General features: G+C 71.7%; 17 protein-coding genes and 1 pseudogene. 12 read left to right on the top strand and 6 right to left on the bottom strand.

The window, feature by feature from the left end; all coding sequences use genetic code 11:
* Positions 1–54 precede the first annotated feature (54 nt).
* The 6 genes from ACIQWG_RS03460 (at position 55) to ACIQWG_RS03435 (ending at position 5253) form a co-directional block, all read left to right on the top strand.
* Positions 55–1383 carry an ABC transporter substrate-binding protein gene (locus ACIQWG_RS03460; RefSeq protein WP_404089706.1) on the top strand — a complete coding sequence of 443 codons (1329 nt, stop codon included), beginning with the start codon at positions 55–57 and terminating at the stop codon, positions 1381–1383.
* On the top strand, positions 1380–2354 hold the full coding sequence (locus ACIQWG_RS03455) for a carbohydrate ABC transporter permease (RefSeq protein WP_404089704.1): 975 nt from the start codon (positions 1380–1382) through the stop codon (positions 2352–2354). Before ACIQWG_RS03460 ends, ACIQWG_RS03455 begins: the two co-directional genes overlap by 4 nt.
* Positions 2351–3259 carry a carbohydrate ABC transporter permease gene (locus ACIQWG_RS03450; protein WP_404089702.1) on the top strand — a complete coding sequence of 303 codons (909 nt, stop codon included), beginning with the start codon at positions 2351–2353 and terminating at the stop codon, positions 3257–3259. The genes ACIQWG_RS03455 and ACIQWG_RS03450 overlap by 4 nt, the downstream gene beginning before the upstream one ends.
* A complete protein-coding gene (locus tag ACIQWG_RS03445) occupies positions 3256–4287 on the top strand; it encodes a LacI family DNA-binding transcriptional regulator (protein ID WP_404089700.1) in 1032 nt (343 codons plus the stop codon). Before ACIQWG_RS03450 ends, ACIQWG_RS03445 begins: the two co-directional genes overlap by 4 nt.
* 132 nt (positions 4288–4419) lie before the next feature.
* Positions 4420–4770, top strand: a complete 351-nt coding sequence (locus tag ACIQWG_RS03440) for a VOC family protein (RefSeq protein ID WP_404089698.1) — start codon at positions 4420–4422, stop codon at positions 4768–4770.
* A 93-nt stretch (positions 4771–4863) separates the two neighbouring features.
* A complete protein-coding gene (locus tag ACIQWG_RS03435) occupies positions 4864–5253 on the top strand; it encodes a MarR family winged helix-turn-helix transcriptional regulator (protein WP_404089696.1) in 390 nt (129 codons plus the stop codon).
* Positions 5254–5292: 39 nt separating this feature from the next.
* Here the strand turns inward: ACIQWG_RS03435 and pqqB are convergent, their stop codons facing one another.
* Positions 5293–6144, bottom strand: coding sequence for a pyrroloquinoline quinone biosynthesis protein PqqB (pqqB, locus tag ACIQWG_RS03430; RefSeq protein WP_404089695.1), 852 nt, complete (start codon positions 6142–6144; stop codon positions 5293–5295).
* Positions 6145–6308: 164 nt separating this feature from the next.
* Positions 6309–6710 carry an SseB family protein gene (locus tag ACIQWG_RS03425; protein ID WP_404089693.1) on the bottom strand — a complete coding sequence of 134 codons (402 nt, stop codon included), beginning with the start codon at positions 6708–6710 and terminating at the stop codon, positions 6309–6311.
* A 574-nt stretch (positions 6711–7284) separates the two neighbouring features.
* Between ACIQWG_RS03425 and ACIQWG_RS03420 the strand changes: the two are divergent.
* Positions 7285–8612 (top strand): annotated as a pseudogene (locus tag ACIQWG_RS03420) (phosphoribosyltransferase family protein).
* Positions 8613–8738: 126 nt separating this feature from the next.
* Positions 8739–9644, top strand: coding sequence for a peptidoglycan-binding protein (locus ACIQWG_RS03415; protein WP_404089691.1), 906 nt, complete (start codon positions 8739–8741; stop codon positions 9642–9644).
* On the opposite strand, the gene ACIQWG_RS03410 is transcribed toward ACIQWG_RS03415, so the two are convergent.
* Positions 9635–11581, bottom strand: coding sequence for a collagenase (locus tag ACIQWG_RS03410; RefSeq protein ID WP_404089689.1), 1947 nt, complete (start codon positions 11579–11581; stop codon positions 9635–9637). The genes ACIQWG_RS03415 and ACIQWG_RS03410 overlap by 10 nt on opposite strands.
* Before the next feature lie 158 nt (positions 11582–11739).
* Positions 11740–12699, bottom strand: a complete 960-nt coding sequence (locus ACIQWG_RS03405) for a LysR family transcriptional regulator (protein ID WP_404089687.1) — start codon at positions 12697–12699, stop codon at positions 11740–11742.
* Positions 12700–12856: 157 nt separating this feature from the next.
* Between ACIQWG_RS03405 and ACIQWG_RS03400 the strand changes: the two genes are divergently transcribed.
* Positions 12857–14302, top strand: a complete 1446-nt coding sequence (locus ACIQWG_RS03400) for a glyceraldehyde-3-phosphate dehydrogenase (RefSeq protein ID WP_404089685.1) — start codon at positions 12857–12859, stop codon at positions 14300–14302.
* 76 nt (positions 14303–14378) lie between these two features.
* Here the strand turns inward: ACIQWG_RS03400 and ACIQWG_RS03395 are convergent, their stop codons facing one another.
* A complete protein-coding gene (locus ACIQWG_RS03395) occupies positions 14379–16019 on the bottom strand; it encodes a thiamine pyrophosphate-binding protein (RefSeq protein ID WP_404089683.1) in 1641 nt (546 codons plus the stop codon).
* Positions 16019–16801 carry a cyclase family protein gene (locus ACIQWG_RS03390; RefSeq protein WP_404089681.1) on the bottom strand — a complete coding sequence of 261 codons (783 nt, stop codon included), beginning with the start codon at positions 16799–16801 and terminating at the stop codon, positions 16019–16021. The genes ACIQWG_RS03395 and ACIQWG_RS03390 overlap by 1 nt, the downstream gene beginning before the upstream one ends.
* Before the next feature lie 329 nt (positions 16802–17130).
* Between ACIQWG_RS03390 and ACIQWG_RS03385 the strand changes: the two genes are divergently transcribed.
* From ACIQWG_RS03385 to ACIQWG_RS03375, 3 genes are all read left to right on the top strand, one after another.
* On the top strand, positions 17131–17643 hold the full coding sequence (locus tag ACIQWG_RS03385) for a hypothetical protein (RefSeq protein WP_404089679.1): 513 nt from the start codon (positions 17131–17133) through the stop codon (positions 17641–17643).
* Positions 17644–17805: 162 nt separating this feature from the next.
* Positions 17806–19515, top strand: a complete 1710-nt coding sequence (locus ACIQWG_RS03380; protein WP_404089677.1) for a hydrogenase maturation protein — start codon at positions 17806–17808, stop codon at positions 19513–19515.
* Positions 19512–20099, top strand: coding sequence for a hydrogenase maturation protease (locus tag ACIQWG_RS03375; protein WP_404089675.1), 588 nt, complete (start codon positions 19512–19514; stop codon positions 20097–20099). The genes ACIQWG_RS03380 and ACIQWG_RS03375 overlap by 4 nt, the downstream gene beginning before the upstream one ends.
* Positions 20100–20115: the final 16 nt, after the last annotated feature.

Below are 20115 nucleotides of genomic sequence, written 5' to 3'. Positions count from 1 at the left end.
GAAGCATGGCAGGCCCTCGCAGCAGGCGTGGGCCCCAGGTCAGGGGAGAGATCCATGCCCATCTCGCACCGCCGACGACTGTTGTCCAGAAGCGCGGCCACCTGTGTCGCGGTCGCCCTCGGCGCGACCGCCCTCACCGCCTGCGGCTCCGAGGACGACGGCGGGGCCGAGTCCGGTCCCGTCTCGCTGACGTACTGGACCTGGACGCCCGGCATGGACAAGGTCGTCGACCTCTGGAACAAGGGCCAGGGCAAGAAGGACCAGATCACGGTCACGGTGAAGAAGCAGGCGTCCGGCGACACCCTGGTCACCAAGATCCTCACCGCGCACAAGGCGGGCAAGGCGCCCGACCTGGTGCAGGCCGAGTACCAGGCGCTGCCGACCCTGGTCAGCAATGACGCGGTCGCGGACATAGCCGGCGAAGTCGGCGACGCGAAGGGGAAGTTCGCCGACGGCGTCTGGCAGCAGACCACGCTGGGCACGGACGCGGTCTACGCGGTCCCGCAGGACATCGGGCCGATGATGTTCTACTACCGCGAGGACCTGTTCAAGAAGTACGGCCTGACCGTCCCGACCACCTGGGAGCAGTTCGCCGAGACGGCCCGCGCGTTGAAGAAGAAGGCCCCGGACACGGACCTGACCACCTTCTCCGCCAACGACTCCGGCCTCTTCGCGGGCCTCGCCCAGCAGGCCGGCGCCAAGTGGTGGACGACCTCCGGCGACAAGTGGCAGGTCGGCATCGACGACGCCGCCTCCCAGAAGGTCGCCGAGTTCTGGGGCGACCTGGTCGAGGAGGGCGCCGTCGACAACCAGCCGATGTACACGCCGGCCTGGAACAAGGCGCTCAACACCGGCAAGCAGATCGCCTGGGTCAGCGCCGTGTGGGCGCCGGGCACACTGACCACGGCCGCGCCCGACACCAAGGGCAAGTGGGCCATGGCCCCGCTCCCCCAGTGGTCGCAGTCGGAGAACGTCACCGGCAGCTGGGGCGGCTCCTCCACCGCCGTCACCACCGACTCCGCGCACCAGGCCGCCGCCGCGAAGTTCGCCGCCTGGCTGAACACCGACGGCGACGCCCTCAACGCACTGGCCAAGGAGAGCGGCATCTACCCGGCCTCCACCTCGGCGCAGCTCAGCGGGGCGTTCACCACTCCGCCGGACTACTTCTCCAACCAGGCCGACTTCTACACCAAGGCGGCCGAGATCGCCGAGACGACGGCGCCGTCCGCCTGGGGCCCGAACGTGAACGTCGCCTACACGACCTTCAAGGACGCGTTCGGAAAGGCCGCCAAGGACAAGTCGGACTTCACGGCCGCCCTTCGGGCCATGCAGGACGACACGGTCGCCGACCTCGAGAAGCAGGGCTTCGAGGTCGCCGAGTGACCAGCACAAGCCGGCGGGCGTACGGGGTGCAGGGGGCCCCGTACGCCCACCCGTCTCCCACCACCACCCTCGAACGAGCGCGAAGCGCCCCCTACTTCTTCCTCCTCCCCGCGACCGTCCTGTTCCTGCTCTTCTTCGCCCTGCCCATCGGCTACGCGATCTGGCTCAGCTTCCGCAAGGTGCGGGTCTCCGGGCTCGGTCTCGGCTCCGGCGCCCGAAAGGAGGTCTGGGCCGGCCTGGAGAACTACACCGACGCCCTCACCGACAGCGAACTGGTCGCCGGAGCGCTGCGGGTGCTCGGCTACGGCTGTGTCGTGGTACCGGTGATGCTGGGCCTCGCCCTGCTGTTCGCGCTGATGCTCGACTCCGAGAAGGTGCGGCTCACGCCCTTCACCCGGCTCGCGATCTTCCTGCCGTACGCCATCCCTGGCGTCGTCGCCGCGCTGCTGTGGGGCTTTCTGTACCTGCCGGACGTCAGCCCCTTCTACTACGTACTGGAGAGGCTGGGCCTGCCGCAGCCGGACCTGCTGGACGGCGGACCGCTGTACCTCGCCCTGTCCAACATCGCCGTCTGGGGCGGCACCGGCTTCAACATGATCGTCATCTACACCTCGCTCCAGGCCATTCCGGCCGAGGTGTACGAGGCGGCCAAGCTGGACGGCGCCACGCCGCTCCAGATCGCGCTGCGGATCAAGATCCCGATGGTGGCGCCCTCGCTGGTGCTGACCTTCTTCTTCTCGATCATCGCCACGCTCCAGGTGTTCAACGAGCCGACCACCCTCAAGCCGCTCACCAACTCCGTGTCCACGACCTGGAGTCCGCTGATGAAGGTGTACCAGGACGCCTTCGGCAAGGGTGACATCTACGCGGCGGCCGCCCAGGCGACCATCATCGCCCTGGCCACGCTGCTGCTGTCCTTCGGCTTCCTGCGGGCCGCGAACCGTCGTAACAAGCAGGAGGCAGCACGATGAGTTCGCTTGCCGTCGGCAAGGCCGACACGGCCGCCGGCAGCACCCCCGGCACCGCCCGCAGCCGCCCGCCGCTGCGCCACAGGATCGCGCTGGTCCCGACGGTCACCCTGCTGCTCGGAGCGGTCTACTGCCTGCTGCCGGTGGCGTGGGTGGTGATCGCCGCAACGAAGTCGGGCAGTGAGCTGTTCTCCACGTTCACCTTCCTCCCGGGCACCGGCTTCGCCGACAACCTCTCGGACCTGAGCGCCTACCGCGACGGCGTCTACTGGCAGTGGATGGGCAACTCCGCGCTGTACGCCGGTCTCGGCGCCCTGTTGTCGACGGTCGTCTCGGCGTTCAGCGGCTACGCGCTGGCGATCTACCGCTTCCCGGGCCGCGAGGCGATCTTCAACGTGCTGCTGGCCGGCGTGCTGATGCCACCGGTCATCCTCGCCGTCCCGCAGTACCTGCTGCTGGCGAAGGCCGACCTCACGGACTCCTACCTGTCCGTGCTGCTGCCGCAGCTCCTCTCGCCGTACGGCGTCTACCTCTCGCGGATCTACGCGTCCGCGGCCGTCCCCGCCGATGTGATCGAGGCCGGGCGGATGGACGGGGCCGGCGAGTGGCGGATCTTCACCCGGGTCGCGCTGCCGATGATGGTGCCCGGCATGGTCACGGTGTTCCTGTTCCAGTTCGTGGCGATCTGGAACAACTTCCTGCTGCCGTACATCATGCTCAGCGACGACGAGAAGTTCCCGATCACGCTCGGTCTGTACACGCTCCTCGAACAGGGCGCCAACACCCCGGCGCTGTACACCCTGGTGATCACCGGTGCGTTCCTCGCGGTGTTCCCGCTGGTGGCGCTGTTCCTGGTCATCCAGCGGTTCTGGAGTCTGGATCTGCTCTCCGGGGCCGTAAAGTCATGACCATGAGCAACACGGGGGGCCGACGCAGACCGCCGACGATCCACGACGTGGCGCGCGAGGCCGGAGTCTCACGGGGCACCGTCTCGCGCGTGCTCAACGGCGGGCACTACGTCAGCCCGGCCGCGCAGGACGCGGTCAACGCGGCGATCCGCAGGACGGGTTACGTCGTGAACCGGCACGCCCGGTCACTGATCACGGGGCGGTCGGACTCGATCGGCTTCCTGCTGACCGAACCGCAGGAGAGGTTCTTCGAGGACCCCAATTTCAACGTCCTGCTGAGCGGCTGCACCCAGGCCCTCGCCACCCACGACATCCCGCTGCTGCTGATGCTGGCCGGCACCAAGGACGAACGGCGGCGCATCACGCGGTACATCACCGCCGGGCACGTCGACGGGGTGCTGCTGGTCTCCAGCCACTCCGGTGACCGGGTCGCGGAGGAGCTGCGCGAGGCGGGTGTGCCGCTCGTCCAGTGCGGCAAGCCCATGGGGCTGGGTTCCAAGGTGAGTTACGTGGCCGCCGACGACCGCGACGGCGCCCGGGACATGGTGCGCCACCTGCTGTCGCTGGGGCGCCGCCGGATCGGCGTGGTCAGCGGTCCGCTGGACACCCCGGGCGGTGTCGACCGCCTCGCCGGCTACAAGGAGGTGCTCGCCGAAGCGGGCGTCGAGATCGACGAGCGGCTGATCGTCTCCGGTGACTACAGCCGGGCCAGTGGTGAGGCGGGCGCCGAGCGGCTGCTGGCGGGCGCCCCCGACATGGACGCCCTCTTCGTGGCCTCCGACCTGATGGCCCAGGGCGCCCTGGCGGCGCTGCGCCGGGCGGGGCGCCGGGTGCCCGAGGACGTGTCCGTGGGCGGCTTCGACGACTCCACCGCGGCGACGGAGGCCACCCCCGCCCTCACCACCATCCGGCAGCCCTACGACCGCATCAGCGCCGAGATGGTCCGGCTGCTGCTCGCCCAGATCGGCGGCGAGGACCCGGCGGCGGTGATCCTGCCGACGGAGCTGGTGAAGCGGGATTCGACGTAGGGCCACGGTGGCAGGGCGGGCTGATGGTGGCGCGCAGGCGGTCAGGAATCGAGAAGCCGCCCGCCGCTCCCCCGTCCTAGCGTGGGACCACCGACGAGATCCCGTCGGCCACGCTTCACCGAGGAGGACGTCATGACCGCCGGAGTCAGCACGATCATCTACCCCGTCAAGGACCTCGACCGGGCGAAGGCCCTGTTCAGCGCCCTGCTGGGTACGGAGCCGTACGCGGACGAGCCGTACTACGTCGGCTACAAGGACGCCGGACAGGACGTCGGTCTGGACCCCAACGGCCACGCCAAGGGCATGACCGGCCCGGTCCCCTACTGGCACGTGACCGACATCAGGGCGACGCACGCGGCGCTGCTGAAGGCGGGCGCCGAGTCGCTCCAGGACGTCCACGACGTCGGCGGCGGCCGGCTGATCGCCTCCGTGAAGGACGCCGACGGCAACCTCGTCGGGCTGCTCCAGGACCCGACGGCCTGACCACCCCCGCCGGCCGACGGGCGCCCTTCGCACACTTGCACGCGCACTAGTTGCACAGGCAATGAACGGGTGAATCGGTGTTACCGTGCGGGTATGGCAGCGAAGACGGCCGACGTGGGGCTCGAGGAACGGTGGCGGGACATCCTGTCGCTGCACGCGCGCACGATGTGCGAGATCGACCGCGTACTGCACCCGCACGGCCTGGGCGCGAGCGACTTCGAGGTGCTGGACATCCTGGTCACGGCGGCTCCCCGGGAGGGCGAGCAGTGCCGGGTGCAGAACCTCGTCGGACGGGTGCATCTCAGCCAGAGCGCTCTGTCCCGGCTGATCGGCCGGCTGGAGAAGGACGGTCTGCTGGAGCGTTCCGTCTGCGCGGAGGACCGGCGCGGCGTGTACGTCACCCTGACCCCCAAGGGCCGTGACCTGCACGCCGAGGTCCTGCCGTTGCAGCGCGAAGCACTCGCCCGGACGCTGGGCGGCTGACCGCGCCGGGGGTAGGAGCCGGGCCCCTGCCCCGAGCGGCTAGAGCACGAACTCGGTGGCGTCCGGGAGCACTTCGACGCCCGCCTCCGCCACCTGCGCACGGGCCGCCGAGCCCGGGTCGAGCAGCGGGTTCGTGTCGGCGAGGTGGGTGTAGATCCGGCGGGCGTGCGGGTGGCGGTCCAGTGCGGCGAGACTTCCGGCCGGGCCCGCCACGGGCAGATGGCACCCGATCTGCGGGGCCTCGTCGGCCGTGAAGTGCGTTCCGTCCAGTACGACGCAGTCCGCCGTCTCGATCAGGTCGTCGAGCACCGGGGACCAGGCGCTGACGTTGGGCGCGTACACGAGGACGCGGCCGGTGGCCAGGTCCTCGACGCGGTACACCGTCACCCAGCGGCGATCCGGGACCCGGTCCGGTACGTACGCCGGAGCCTTCCCCGCGACCGGATGGGCCGTGACGACCAGGCCGCCGGCCAGCACGAACCCGCCCTCCGTGAGGCTGTCCGCCCACTCCCAGGGGGCGTGCCGGCCGAGGGCCGCCCGCGCCGGGGTCAGGGCGGCGAGCACCGGTGGTGCGGCGTACGTCTTCAGCCCCGCGGCGTCGCGCAGCACGGCGAGGCCGGCCACATGATCGACCTCGGCGTCGGTCAGCAGCACGCCCCGGACCGGGGTGTGCCGGGCGCCCGGCCACAGGGCGGACGCGGCCGTGAGCTGGGCCCTGATGTCGGGCGAGGTGTTCAGCAGCCACCAGTCGCGGGAGTTGCCGGTGACGGCCGCACACTCCGGGCCGCGGACGGGGAGCTTCCCGTCACGGGCGGCGTCGCACCGCACACAGGCGCAGTTCCAGCGCGGAAAGCCGCCTCCCGCGGCGGTGCCGAGCAGGACGACCCTCAAGACGACCCCCCACCCTTTCGCGTCGACCCTTCGGTGGGACCTTCCCTCTCCGTACGGCCGAACCACTTCGCGGCAGGGGGCAGTTCCGGCCGACCTTGAAAGGCGGCGGCCGGAACCTGTCGGGGGAGGCCGGACTCAGGTGCCCGGCCCCGCACCCCGAGGGGTCACGGGCGGGCGAGCAGGGTGCGTACGCCCTCCGAGGTGAGGGTCAGCGGATGCGCGGATCCGGCGTCGATGGTCAGGGCCAGATCGTCGGCGGGCCACTGGGAGGCGAGTGCGCCCAGCGGCACCAGGCGGTACCGCGAGATGTAGGGCAGCAGCTCGGCCATCGCGGGCTCGGACGTGAACACCGGGACGATCGGCTCGCCGTCCGACCGCTCGATGACCGGCAGCGCCACGGCGCCGGGGTCGGTCGCGTCCGCCTCGCCCACGTCGTCGGGCACGGGGACGAGGACTTCACTTCCGGCGAGCGTGTCCAGCGCCGCCCTGTCCTCGGTGTTGTCGGCCAGCGCGTCCAGCGCCCGCCGTGCCGGTGTGGCGGTGTTGTCGTTCGCGGGTGTTTCCATGACAGATCCCCTGGTAGCGACGGTATTGCAGCCCTGCTCGCGTACCCGATCCGGACGGGAGCATTCCTATGGCTGTCCACGGGATCGGGCAGCGCGCCCGGAGGGTGTACGCAGGGGCATCTGCCCTGGTCAGAGGCCCCGGACTCGGCACGGCACAGTTCGTGCTCGCGCGGGTGGCGCGCGTACGTGGCGCCTTCACTGATGCCGCACAACGCCCACCGACTCCTGACGGCCACTGGCGCCCCTGCCGGACGCCTTGGGTCTGCTCGGCGAAGGCTTCTCCACCTACGAGGACGGCCCCCTCGCCGACCGGCTCCTGTCCCACGCCGGCACCGCCCGGCCCCAGGTCCGCTTCCTGCCCGCCGCGAGCACCGATGCCCCTGCGTGCACCGAGCAGTTCCCGGCCGCCCTCGGCGCACGCCCGACCTGCGGCATCCGGTTTCGCTGTCGCGGTCGAGCGGAGCCGGGCACGCGATCGGGATCGGCCTCGCCTCACGTCTCCGTGGCGTGCGAACAGTCGTAGCCTGAGAGGGACGGGACAGGCTCCCGCCCTGGTGGGCGCGGGAGGCGGCGTATGCGTTACGAGAACCGCAGGGCGGCCGGACGGCTGCTGGCCGTGGAGTTGGACGGGCTGCGTGGGCAGGACGTCGTGGTGCTGGGGCTGCCGCGCGGTGGGGTCCCGGTGGCGGCGGAGGTCGCCCGGCATCTCGGTGCCCCGCTGGATGTGCTGGCGGTGCGCAAGCTGGGGGTGCCCTGGCAGCCGGAGTGGGCCTTCGGGGCGATCGGCGAGCACGGGGTCCGTGTCCTCAACCAGGACGTGATCGGCGAGGCCGGGCTGGCCGCCGCCGAGCAGGACGCCGTGGAGGGCGTCGAGCGGGCCGAGCTGGACCGGCGCGTGGAGGGCTACCGGCACGAGCGGCCCGCCGTACCCGTCGCCGGACGGACCGCGGTCGTGGTGGACGACGGGCTCGCCACCGGAGCCACGGCCGAGGCGGCCTGCCGGGTCGTACGGCGTCAGGGGGCGGCCCGCGTCGTACTCGCGGTTCCTGTCGGACCCACGCACAGTGTCGCCCGGCTGCGCCAGGTCGCCGACGACGTCGTCTGTCCGCAGCCCCAGCAGGTCCTGGGCTCGGTGGGGGCCTGGTACAGGGACTTCACCCAGACCTCGGACGCGGAGGTCACCGCGCTGCTGGCCGAGGCGGACCGTTCCGCCCCCGGGTCCACCACCGAGCCGGCGCCCCCGCACAACCGCGAGGTGCGACTCCCGGCCGCCGGCGCGCGACTCGGCGCCCGTCTGGTCGTGCCGGACGGGGCGCCGGCGGCCGTGGCCTTCGCGCACGGCAGCGGAAGCGGCCGGCACAGTCCCCGCAACCGGTACGTCGCCACCGCCCTCAACCGCGCGGGGTTGGCCACCCTGCTGCTCGACCTGCTCACCGACGACGAGGCGCACGACCGGCACAACGTCTTCGACATCCTTCTGCTGGCCCGGCGCCTGCACGCCGCGTCGGTGTGGCTGCGTGGCGAAACCGGGCTGCCCGTGGCCTACTTCGGGGCCAGCACCGGCGCCGCCGCCGCGCTGGAGGCGGCCGCGCTGTCCGGCTCCGGGATCCTCTCGGTGGTCAGCCGCGGCGGCCGTCCCGACCTCGCGACCCGGCGGCGCTGACTCGTGTGCGGGCCCCGACACTGCTCATCGTCGGCAGCCTCGACACCCAGGTGCTCAGCCTCAACCGCCTGGCCGGCGACCGCATGCACTGCGAGCACCGGATGGCCGTCGTCCCCGGCGCCACCCACCTGTTCGAGGAACCCGGCGCCCTGACCACGGTCGCCGAGCTGGCCCGTGACTGGTTCACGGCCCATCTCGACCGCCCCACCGCGGGCACGCCGCCACGCCGGTCGGTGTGAACGACGGTTCTTCCCCGCTGCCCCGGTCGATCCTCGGACGTGGCTTCCGGCAACCTGCGGGGCCGTGGAGATCCCGTGCAGAACGTATGCCTAAACTCTGGATCCTGCACGGAGAGGGACCCTTACGTGAGTGAACCGAACGGCCCCGTCTGCCCGGAGTGCGCCACGCCCCGGGCATCGGACGGAACCCCCGCCTGCTCTTGCGGCCGCCGCGCCTCCGACGCCCGTCGCGAGGCGCGCACGGCGGAGGCCGCGGCAGCGGAGGACTTCGATCCGGTGCGGATACGACCGTACGTGGAACTCGGTGACGACAGCGGGACCGGGCAGGCCCAAGTACCGCAGCAGTCGGAGGAGTTGGCTAGCACGCTCGACCTGCCCGCCTCGCCCGACCACGCGGCGGCGGCCGACGAGGCTCCCGTCTCCCCCGCGAACCCCGGGCCGGGCCCCCGGCGCACGCGCCGCGCCCCGCTGGTCGCCGGAGCGGGCGCGACCCTCGCCGTGCTGCTGACAGGGGCTTTCCTGGGCGGGCTGTTCACGTACGAGAGCCCCTCACGCGACGGGGCCGCGTCCGACGGTGTGCGGGCACCGGTCCCGGACGCGACGACCGAGGACGGCACGTCTCCCGAGGGCCAGTCCGCCGAAGCGGTCTCCGCGTCACCGTCCCGGAGCACCACGCCCTCCCCCGACGCGACCCCGACCGAGGACTCCCCCACGCCGTCCGCCTCCCCGGCCACCCCCACCGCGGCTCCCTCCAGCGCGGGCGCCACCGCCGGCCCGGCCCCCGACCCGAGCGACGCCGAGGCGCAGCCCCCGGTCCTGGGCCTCGGCGACCAGGGGCCGGAGGTCACCGAACTTCAGCTCCGTCTGAAGGAGATCGGCCTGTACTCGGGCGACATCGACGGCGACTACGACCGCCGGGTCGAGAGCTCGGTGCGTACCTACCAGCTGACCCGCGTCATCCTCGACGACGAGTCCGGCGTGTACGGCGCTCCGACCCGGGCGTCGCTGGAGTCCGAGACCTCTCAGCCGTAGGCGGGGACGGGCCGGGCCGCCGCGCAGCCGCCCGCCGCGCACTCCGTCAGCCACGCGTCGAAGTCGGCGTCGTAGCGGGTGCCGATGTCGGTGGCGTAGACCGCGTATCCCCCGGCGTAGTCCCCGACGCGGAAGCGGTCGAGCATACGGTGGACGTCGGCGGGGTGCCTTTCGAACATGTAGCGGACCGCGAGGTAGCCCCACGGGTAGGTCCGGGTGACGTCGCTGTTGGTGTAGGTGTTCTGGAACAGGGTGCTCAGCCGGTACGTGTGCCTGCCCGCCTCCGTGACCGCCTGGTCGTAGGTGATGCCGCGGTAGCCGTAGGAGACGTACTCCGCGAGGCCCTCGATCCACCAGACGTCCGGCACCGAGATCTGCTGGGCGAAGTCGCCCTTCATGTTGTGGCGGGCGTCGAGGTAGTGGGTGTACTCGTGGTTGAGGTTCCAGATCCGGGCGGCGTGCCCGGTGTCCTCGCTCTTCTGGTACATGACCGCGAAGGGTTCGTTCGCGGGGTCCGCCGGGTCGCCGATGAGGGTCATGCCGCCGTTGTCCGTGCTGATGCCGAAGATCGCCCCGGCGTACGTCCGGTAGTCGTCGCGGCTGGAGAAGACGAAGAGGTCGAGCGTCGACAGGTACTGGCCCGGTATGGGGCCGGAGTCCCTGATCAGGTCGTGCACATACGCGTCCTGGTTCCGCACACTGGCGCAGGCCGCGTCGAGGTCGGCCGGGGTGAGCGACTGGGCCCGGATCGTGCGGGTCGGGTCGCAGTCTCGGGTGACGGGCAGGGCGGCGCGGGTCAGTTGGCCGGTGAGGTCGCAGACGCCGTAGTAGGCGCAGTTGGCGCGGTCGTAGTAGTCGGCCTGGGTCGCCACCGCCACCCACAGTCCCGCCGTGCGGCCGGTGATCCGGGTCGTGTCCAGCAGATGCCGGGCCCGGGGGCGCACCGTGGGCCGCAGGGCGGGGTGCTCGACGTAACGGGCCAGGTTCATCCCGGCGTTGGAGGTGAGGTAGGCGCGGTCGGTGCCGAGCAGGTCGAGGTGGTCGAGCGCGAAGGTGTGCAGGGTGCGGACCACGGACGGGTCGGCGGTGACCGCGCTGACGTACTCGGGGTTCCAGTTGCCGCGCCAGAGCGGGGTGTAGACGGCGTTGACGGCCGCCAGCATGCTGAACACCGTGTCGTAGGAGCTGTCGTACGCCTTCAATATCCGCTGGTGGACCCGCAGATAGCGGGCCTGCTGGTCGGCGCTGTCCGTGAGGATGACGACCTCGCCCAGGACGTCGCCGTTGGCGGCGGTGACGTCCCGGGAGTGCGGGCGGGCGAAGAAGGCGTCCAGGCCGCGGACGGTGTTCCGGGCCAGGGAGGTGCCGTACGGGCCGACGTCCTCGGGGTTGTTGAACTGCACGTAGTAGCCGGCCCGGAGGAACAGGACGAGTTGCCACAAGCGGGCGGAGTTGTCACCGGCGTACTGCCGTGCCGTCCGGGTGAACGCCTCGGCGATCGTGACCATTTGGGGCTCGCGGAAGACCGCGCGGGCGTCCGTGCCGGTGACGGCGAAGAGGGTGTTGACGCAGTCCGTGGTCGACGCCTTCACGAACGCGACGAGCGCGGCGCCGTTCCTGCCGCCGAAGTCGCCCGGTGTGCAGGGGGCGGCCTGAAGGCCGGGATCCGGCTTCGGGTGGGTCGGGAGGCGCGTCGGCGCGAGAGGGGGCAGGTGGGCGGGGGTGACCGGTCGGTCCTGTACGGCGGGACGGGTGGCGGTGCCGGGGGTGGGGCCGGCCGGCGGCGGGGGCTGTGTCGAGTCCCGGTAGGCGGTCGGGGCGGTGTCGGCCCGGGGTGCGGGTGTCGCGAGGGCCGGTGCCGACAGTAAGCCGCAGACGGTGGCGCAGGCGGAGAGCGTCGTGACCAGGCGTCCGGGCAGCACGAAGCGGTAGCGCATCTGATTCCTCCACGGATGGATGCGCCTCGATACGGGTGCTGAGGCGTGTGAGGCAATGTCTCAGCGCCACCATGGCTCAACAATGCCGTGTGACATAGCACATGGCACTGCCGGGACATAACACCCGGCCCGATCAGGACGGCGGAGAGCCTGCCGCCCTATCCCCCGGCAGCGCTCCAGGTCCGGGCGGCCCACGTCTTCAAATGTGGTGACTGGCCCACGAGTTGGCGATGGGCGTCGGTCGCGGACCGGAACAGGGCGTCGACCGTGGCCTCGTCGAGTGCCGTGCGCCGCCAGGCCAGGACGTACCGGCACCACAGCGGCGTACCGGCCAGCGGTTTGACGACCACGTCGGGCAGGGGCCGCATCGTCGGCTGCACCACGGCCACGCCGAGGCCGTCGGCGATCATCCCCTGCAACTGCTGCTGGTCGCCCAGGAATTCGTGCGCGACCGCGGGCGTGAAACCGGCGGCCGTACACGCCGCGTAGAAGACGCCGGGCCAGCCCGCGCCGTCGTCCGGCGTCAGGAACCACGCCTCCTCGGCCAGATCGGTGAGGGCGACCTGTGCGCGCTGCGCGAGCGGATGCCGGGACGGCAGGGCCACGAAGGTCGGCTCGGTGACGATGCCGCGATGGGCGACCTCGTCCGAGTGCTCCAGTTCCCGGCCGGGGTAGTCGGCGGCGATGGCCGCGTCCACCAGGGCCTCCTCCAGCAGCTCGACGATGCGCGAGGAGGCGTACACGCTGCTCACCGCGAGCGAGAGGTCCGGCAGCCGGGAACGCACCCCGGAGACCATGCCGGCCAGCATCGGCGAGTTGGTCGCGGCGACCCGCAGGGTGCGGCGCACGGAGGCGGCACCGGAGGCCGGCCGGCGCCCGATCGCCTCGGCCCGGGTGAGGACGTCACGGGCCTGGGCGACCACCTCGAAGCCGTACGGCGTCAACCGCACGCCCGTGGGGCCGCGTTCGAAGAGGGATTCCCCGAAGTACCGCTCGATCCGCCGGAGTTGGGTGCTCATGGCGGGCTGCGAGTACCCGAGCTCGGCCGCGGCCCGGCCGACGCTGCCCGCGTCCGCGATGGCGCACAGCACACGCAGATGCCGTAGCTCCAGCTCCACCCGCCCACTCCTCCTCCGGTCCGCAGAACCCACACCCGAACAATACGGTCAAATACCCACAGACCAGCATCCTCTCGCCGTACACAGACCCCCCGCCCAATGTTCATCGGATGCTGCGGTTAGCATATGAGCGCCTCCTAGCTCGAAAGATAGGCCTGTGACTGTCAACGACGACTCGTTCACCAACTGGAAGAACCGCGAGGAGATCGCGGAGTCGATGATCCCGCTCATCGGGAAGCTGCACCGGGAGCGGGACGTCACCGTCCTCCTCCACAGCCGCTCCCTGGTGAACAAGTCGGTGGTCAGCATTCTGAAGACCCACCGGTTCGCCCGGCAGATCGCCGGCGAGGAGCTCTCGGTCACCGAGACCCTGCCGTTCCTGAAGGCTCTCACCGGGCTCGACCTCGGACCGTCGCAGATCGACCTCGGCATGCTGGCCGCGACGTACAAGGCCGACGACCGCGGTCTGACCGTGGAGGCGTTCACCGCCGAGGCCGTCGCCGGTGCCACCGGCGCCAACAAGATCGAGCGTGGCGAGGGACGCGATGTCGTCCTGTACGGCTTCGGCCGCATCGGCCGGCTCGTGGCCAGGCTGCTGATCGAGAAGGCCGGCTCGGGCAGCGGCCTGCGGCTGCGGGCGATCGTCGTCCGGGGCGGCGGCGAGCAGGACATCGTCAAGCGTGCCTCGCTGCTGCGCCGGGACTCCATCCACGGCCAGTTCCAGGGCACGATCACGGTCGACGAGGCCAACAGCACGATCAGCGCCAACGGCAACGCGATCAAGGTGATCTACGCCAACGACCCCAGCGAGGTCGACTACACGGCGTACGGCATCAAGAACGCCATCCTGATCGACAACACCGGCAAGTGGCGTGACCGCGAGGGCCTGTCCCAGCACCTGCGCCCCGGGATCGACAAGGTCGTGCTGACCGCGCCGGGCAAGGGCGACGTCCCGAACATCGTGCACGGCGTCAACCACGACACCCTCAAGCCGGACGAGCAGATCCTGTCCTGCGCCTCCTGCACCACCAACGCCATAGTCCCGCCGCTGAAGGCGATGGACGACGAGTACGGCGTGCTGCGCGGCCACGTGGAGACCGTCCACTCGTTCACCAACGACCAGAACCTGCTGGACAACTACCACAAGTCCGAGCGCCGCGGCCGCAGTGCGGCGCTGAACATGGTCATCACCGAGACCGGCGCCGCCTCCGCCGTCGCCAAGGCGCTGCCCGACCTCAAGGCGAGGATCACCGGCAGCTCGATCCGCGTCCCGGTGCCGGACGTCTCGATCGCGATCCTCAACCTCCAGCTCGGACGGGAGACGAGCCGCGAGGAGGTCCTCGACCACCTGCGCGACGTGTCGCTGACCTCGCCGCTGCGCCGCCAGATCGACTTCATCACGGCGCCCGACGCGGTCTCCAGCGACTTCATCGGCTCCCGCCACGCCTCGATCGTGGACGCCGGCGCGCTGAAGGTGGAGGGCGACAACGCGATCCTCTACCTCTGGTACGACAACGAGTTCGGCTACTCCTGCCAGGTCATCCGCGTCGTCCAGCACGTCTCCGGGGTGGAGTACCCGACCTACCCGGCGCCGGCGGTCTGATCCGGCCCGGCCGTCACTGCCCGACCGCCCGGTGCCGCGCGAGCGCGCACCGGGCGGTCGTCGCGTTCCCGTCCGCTCAGTGGCCCCGGAAGGCCTCCTCCAGCCACCAGGACCCGTGGTCGGCGACCACCTTGGCGTCGACAAGCAGTGGCGCGGACCGGGGGCCGGCGGCCCAGTCCGCCACGGCTTTGAGGTCGGCCCGGGTGCGGACCGTCACCGCCTCGAAGCCGTATCCGCGCCCCACGGCGGCGATGTCCGTCGGCGGGAAGCGCACCGTGTCCAGCGGGTGCCCGTCGGGCCCGAAGTGGTGCACCTCGGCGCCGTAGGCCTCGTCGTCGTACACGACGACCACCATGGGCAGCCCGAGCCGGCGCACGGTGTCGAGCTCCACGGCGCTCATCAACGCACCGCCGTCCCCGAGCGCGGCCACCGGCAGCCGGTCCGGCTGTGCCAGCGCGGCGCCGATCGTGGTCGCGAGGCCCAGCCCGATCGACTGGAAGGCCTGGGTGAAGCAGAAACCCCTCTCGTCGGGCACCGACAGGTAGGCGCTCGGGTAGCCCATGAAGTTGCCGGAGTCCACGCCGACCACCCGCTCGGCGGGCAGGATCTCGTCCAGCGCGATGCTCAGCGTCCTCGGGTCGATCCGCTCCCGGGTGCTCGTGTCCTCGTACGGCACGTCACGCAGGCGCAGTCGCGCCGCGAGGGCGGTGCCGACCTCGGCGGTCCGGTAGCCCTCCCGCTGTCCGCCGCCCGCCTCGCACGCCCGGCGCGCGGTGAGCCGGACATCGCCGGTGACACCGAGGTGCACCGGCCGGTGCGCGCCGAGCGCGTCCGGGTCGTCGTCGACCTGTACGACGGTTGCGTCGGCGCCGATCAGCGCGCCGTGCCGCGTGGTCCACATGGTGAGCGCGCAGCCCCAGCCGACGATCAGGTCGGCGCCCTGGATCAGTTCGGCGGCCAGGGGCGAGGCGAAGCCTCCGGAGACGTCCAGGGACCAGCGGTTGCCGTGGAAGAGGCCGCGGGCGACGGCCGACGTGGCGAGCAGCGCGCCGTGGCGCTCGGCGAGGGCCTCCAGGGCTTCCCGGCTGCCGGGTTCCCGGGCTCCCCGGCCCGCCACGAAGACCGGCCGCGAGGACCGCGCGAGCTGCTCCGCCAGCGCGGTCACTCCTTCCGCGTCCGGCTCGACCGCGGCCCGTCGCGGTGGCGGCGCCGCCCGCTCCAGGGCGGCGTCGGGCACGTCCAGCGCCTGGACCGGCAGGGGCAGGTTGAGCAGCACGGTACGCCGCTGCGCCACCGCAAGCCGTACGGCGGCACACGCCTGCTCGACGGCCTCCCGCGCCGACGTCACGCGGACGGTCGCCGCACCCACCGCGTGGGCCAGCGCGTCCTGGTCCACATGGAAGTTGGACCTGCGCTCGGTCACCTCGGCCGCGAGCACGACGAGCGGGGTACGGCTCTTGGCCGCCTCCGCGATTCCGGTCACCGCGTTGGTCAGGCCGGGGCCCTGATGCACGCTGACCACCGCGACCGTGCCGCTGGTCCGGGCGTACGCGTCGGCCATCGTCGCCGCCCCGCCCTCGTGCCGTGCGGCGACGAACCGCGCGCCCGCCTCGACCATCGCGTTGGTGACGTGGAAGTTGCCCGACCCGACGACGCCGAAGACCTGGCCGATCCCGGCCGCGCACAGCGCCCTGCCGACCGCTTCCGCGACCTTCATCACCGCTCCACCAGGGCCAGCACACGCGCCGGCGCGCCGGATCCGGCCACGATGGGCAGCGGTCCCGCGATCACCACGGAGCCGGTCGGCGGCAGCGCGGCGAGGTTCCTCAGCTGCGTCAGACCGTACTTGTCGCTGCCCATCAGATAGGAGTGGCAGGGAAAGGCGGGCTCGAAGGAGTGCGCGCGCCCGGCGTCGGTGCCGACCGTCTCGACGCCGAGCCCGAGCACCGGTGACTCCTCGGCCACCCAGCGGGCGCACTCCACGGACAGTCCGGGCGTGTGCGGTCCGTTCTCGTCGGCGTTCAGAAACGCTTCCTGGGTGTGCGAACGGGCGTCCCAGCCGGTGCGCAGCAACAGCCAACCACCTTCTGGCAAGGGGCCGTTGGCCGCCTCCCACGCCTTCACATGGTCGATCTCGACCAGGAAGTCGGGGTCGTCGGCGGCCTCGGCGGTGAAGTCCAGCACGGCCGCGGGCGCGAGCAGTCTGCTCGCCGGCACCGAGGCCACGTCGGCGAGGTCCTTGCCGGTGACCCAGTGGTTCGGGGCGTCGAAGTGGGTGCCGGTGTGCTCGCCGCTGCGGAAGTTGTTCCAGTACCAGGCCGGGCCCCGGTCGTCGTACCGGCTGATCTCCTCCAGCTCGAAGACGGCGGTCTGCCCGAACTGCGGCGGCAGTTGGATCACGGGTGTCGACGACGACAGGGGCGAGGTGAGATCGACGACTTGGATCGAACCTCCTCGCAGCCCGGACACCAGCGCGGCAAGGACGGACGGCTCGGACATGGCGCCTCCTCGGACGGGACGGTGCTCGTCATCACAGCATCTCAGTGCCCGAGCCGGGTTCCCGAGGCCGGAAATCGACGAATGCCCGAGAACATCCGGAACGCGCGGGGCGCCGCGGCTCCCGTGGTGCGCGCTATCGCGCCAATATCGCGATGGGCGCCGCATCGCCGACACGCCGTACAGCGGCCCCAGAACAGGCACTTCACATGTGCCACACAGCTTCATCACGTGGCGAACACATTCGGACGATCAGTGCCCCGGAGCTGTTCCCCGGGGCAGACGGCGTGGTCACCGGCTGCCTAACCTCCCGGGCCATGCGATCACCACGTATGAGACGCACCGGTCTCACCGCCGTCCTCGCTCTCCTGCTCGCCGTCTTCGGCCTGGCCCCCAGCGCGAGCGCCGCCGACCCCGCGCCGGCCGGCCTGACGTTCGCCACCGACTCCGCCACGACCACGCCCGGCGGCACGGTACAGCTCTCCATGACGCTGACCAACAACAAGACGTACGACGTGCTGTTCGTCTACCAGACGATCGAGCCCACCTGGCTCACCACCCAGCGTCCCGACCTGAAGTACAGCTTCACCGGTTGCACGCTGGCCACGGCCACCGGCAGCACGCCCTGCGCCGGCACCGGCCCCAGCAACCTGGGCTCGAACTACGGCGCCACCGTCCCGCCCGGTCAGAGCCGGACCGTCACGCTGACCCTCCAGGTCGCCGCCGACTCGGGCTGCAACGGCAACATCGGCTTCTACTCGTACTACTACGCCGAGTTCAGCGACGCGACGAACACCAGCGCCGGGCCGGTCTTCACGCCGGAGACGCGCGTGCTCTGCGCCTGACGTCCCGCTCCACCGACCGGTGCCCCGCGCAGCCGCCCATCCTGCGCGGGGCACCGACGCACCACTCAGGTAATCCGAACAGAGGATGAGTTTTACGGGAGGTCGGCGAAACGCCGCCGTGGTGCTTCGTCCGCTTCCGCAAACGAGCGAACATGCCCCGTCATGGAGATCTTGCTCGTCGCCAGCGCGTTCAACAGCCTGTCCCAGCGCGTGTACGCGGAACTGTCCGACCAAGGGCACCGGGTGGACGTCGTCCTCGCCTCGCACGGCGCCGAAGCGGTCCGGGCCGCCGTGCACGCGACCCGCCCGGAACTGATCATCGCCCCGATGCTGAAGTCGGCGTTGCCGGAGGACGTGTGGCGGGAGCACACCTGCCTCGTCGTGCACCCCGGTCCGCCGGGCGACCGGGGCCCCTCCTCCCTCGACTGGGCGATCACCGAGGAGGCGACCCACTGGGGCGTGACCGTGCTCCAGGCCGAGGCGGCGATGGACGCGGGCCCCGTCTGGGCCGCCCGGACCTTCCCGGTGCCGCTGGTCGGCAAGGCCGACCTGTACCGAGGCGAGGTCGCCGACGCCGCCTCGGCCGCGATCCTGCTGGCGGTGCAGCGGTACGCCGAAGGATCGTTCAAGCCGCAGGCCCAGAGCGACCCCGCGATCCGCGTGCTGTGGCGGGACTTCTTCCGCCAGGAGCGGCGGCGGATCGACTGGGACGCCGACGACACCGGCACGGTGTTGCGCAAGCTCAGGGCTGCGGACTCGCAGCCCGGGGTCCTCGACGAGGTCGTCGGCCGCGAGGTGTTCCTGCACGGCGGGTATCCCGAGGACCGGCTTCGGGGACACCCCGGAGAGTTGCTCGCGACGCGGGCCGGGGCGGTCTGCCGGGCCACCGTGGACGGCGCGGTGTGGATCCCGGAGCTGCGTCCGCGCAAGAACTCCGGCGACCCGGCGCCCTTCCGCCGCCCCGCGGCCGCCGTGCTGGCCTCCTTCCAGCGGCCGGCGGAGCCGCGGCTCCCGGAGATCGCCGCCCCGCTCGAACTGGCCCCCGACCGGCAGACCTGGACCGACATCCGCTACCGGCAGCACGGCGACGTCGGCTTCCTGCACTTCTCGTTCCCCGGCGGGGCGATGAGCACCGAGCAGTGCCGCAGGCTGCACGCCGCCTACCGGTTCGCGCTCACCCGCCCCACCCGGGTGCTGGTGCTCGGCGGCTCCCGGGACTTCTTCTCCAACGGCATCCACCTGAACGTCATCGAGGCGGCCGGCGACCCGGCGGGTGAGTCCTGGACCAACCTCAACGCCTTGGACGACCTGGTCGAAGCGGTGCTGCGCACCACCGATCGCCTGGTGGTGGCGGCGATCGGCGGCAACGCGGCGGCCGGCGGGGTCATGCTCGCCCTGGCCGCCGACCTCGTGTGGTGCCGCACCGGTACCGTTCTCAACCCGCACTACCGGCGGATGGGCCTGTACGGGTCGGAGCTGTGGACCTATTCCCTGCCGCGCCGCGTCGGCAGCGAGACGGCCCGGCGGCTGACCACCGAGGCGCTGCCGGTGAGCGCGACGAACGCCGAACGGATCGGGCTGGTGGACCGTCTGGTGTCCGTACCGGCGCAGGAGTTCGGTGCCGAGGTCGGACACATGGCGGCGGCGCTCACGGAGGACCCGGATCTCGCGCGGCGGATCGCCGCGAAGGCCGCGGCACGTCAGTCGGACGAGGCCCGCCAGCCGCTCGCCGAGTACCGGCGGGCCGAACTCGCCCGGATGCGGGACATCTTCTTCGACCCGCACGCCCCGTACCACACCCTGCGATCGGCCTTCGTCCGCAAGCAGCCGAGCGGCTCCGCCCATCCGCTCACCATCGGGGACGCCCGATGAGCACCCGGCTGCTCGTGGCGGGTGTCGGCAACATCTTCCTCGCGGACGACGCCTTCGGCCCGGAGGTGATCCGAGCCCTGGACCGGCAGCCGCTGCCGGCCGAGGTGCGGGTGCGGGACTTCGGCATCCGCGGCATGGATCTCGCCTACGAGCTGCTCGACGGCTACGACGTCGCGCTGCTCGTCGATGCCGCGGCCCGCGGGCTGCCGCCCGGCACCCTGTCCTTGATCGAGCCGGAGCTCCCCGACGGCGCCTCGGGCGGGCCCCCGCCGGAGGCGCACGGCATGGACCCGGCGAAGGTGCTGGCCCTGGCGACGCATCTGGGCGACGAGCCGCTGCCCCGGGTGCTGGTCCTGGCCTGCGAGCCCGAGCTGCGGCCGCGCGGCGACGAGGACATCGCCCCGGGCATGAGCGCGACGGTCCGCGACGCGGTGGAGCGGGCCGTCGAGGCCCTGCACGACATGGTCCCGGTGCTGCTCGCCGACCCGGCGGCGACCGGCCCGTTGAGCCGCCCGGACGAATCCGCCGCCCCGTCCCCGGCCGGGCTCCTGCACTCGGTGAGCGGCGGCGCGCAGGATCGGTGAGCGGGCGGCCACCCCG

The organism is Streptomyces sp. NPDC098781 (genome assembly GCF_044759995.1).
Taxonomy (GTDB): Bacteria; Actinomycetota; Actinomycetes; order Streptomycetales; family Streptomycetaceae; genus Streptomyces.
The sequence above is the reverse complement of the archived record's forward strand: the minus strand, read 5'-3'. Positions and strand labels throughout refer to the sequence as shown.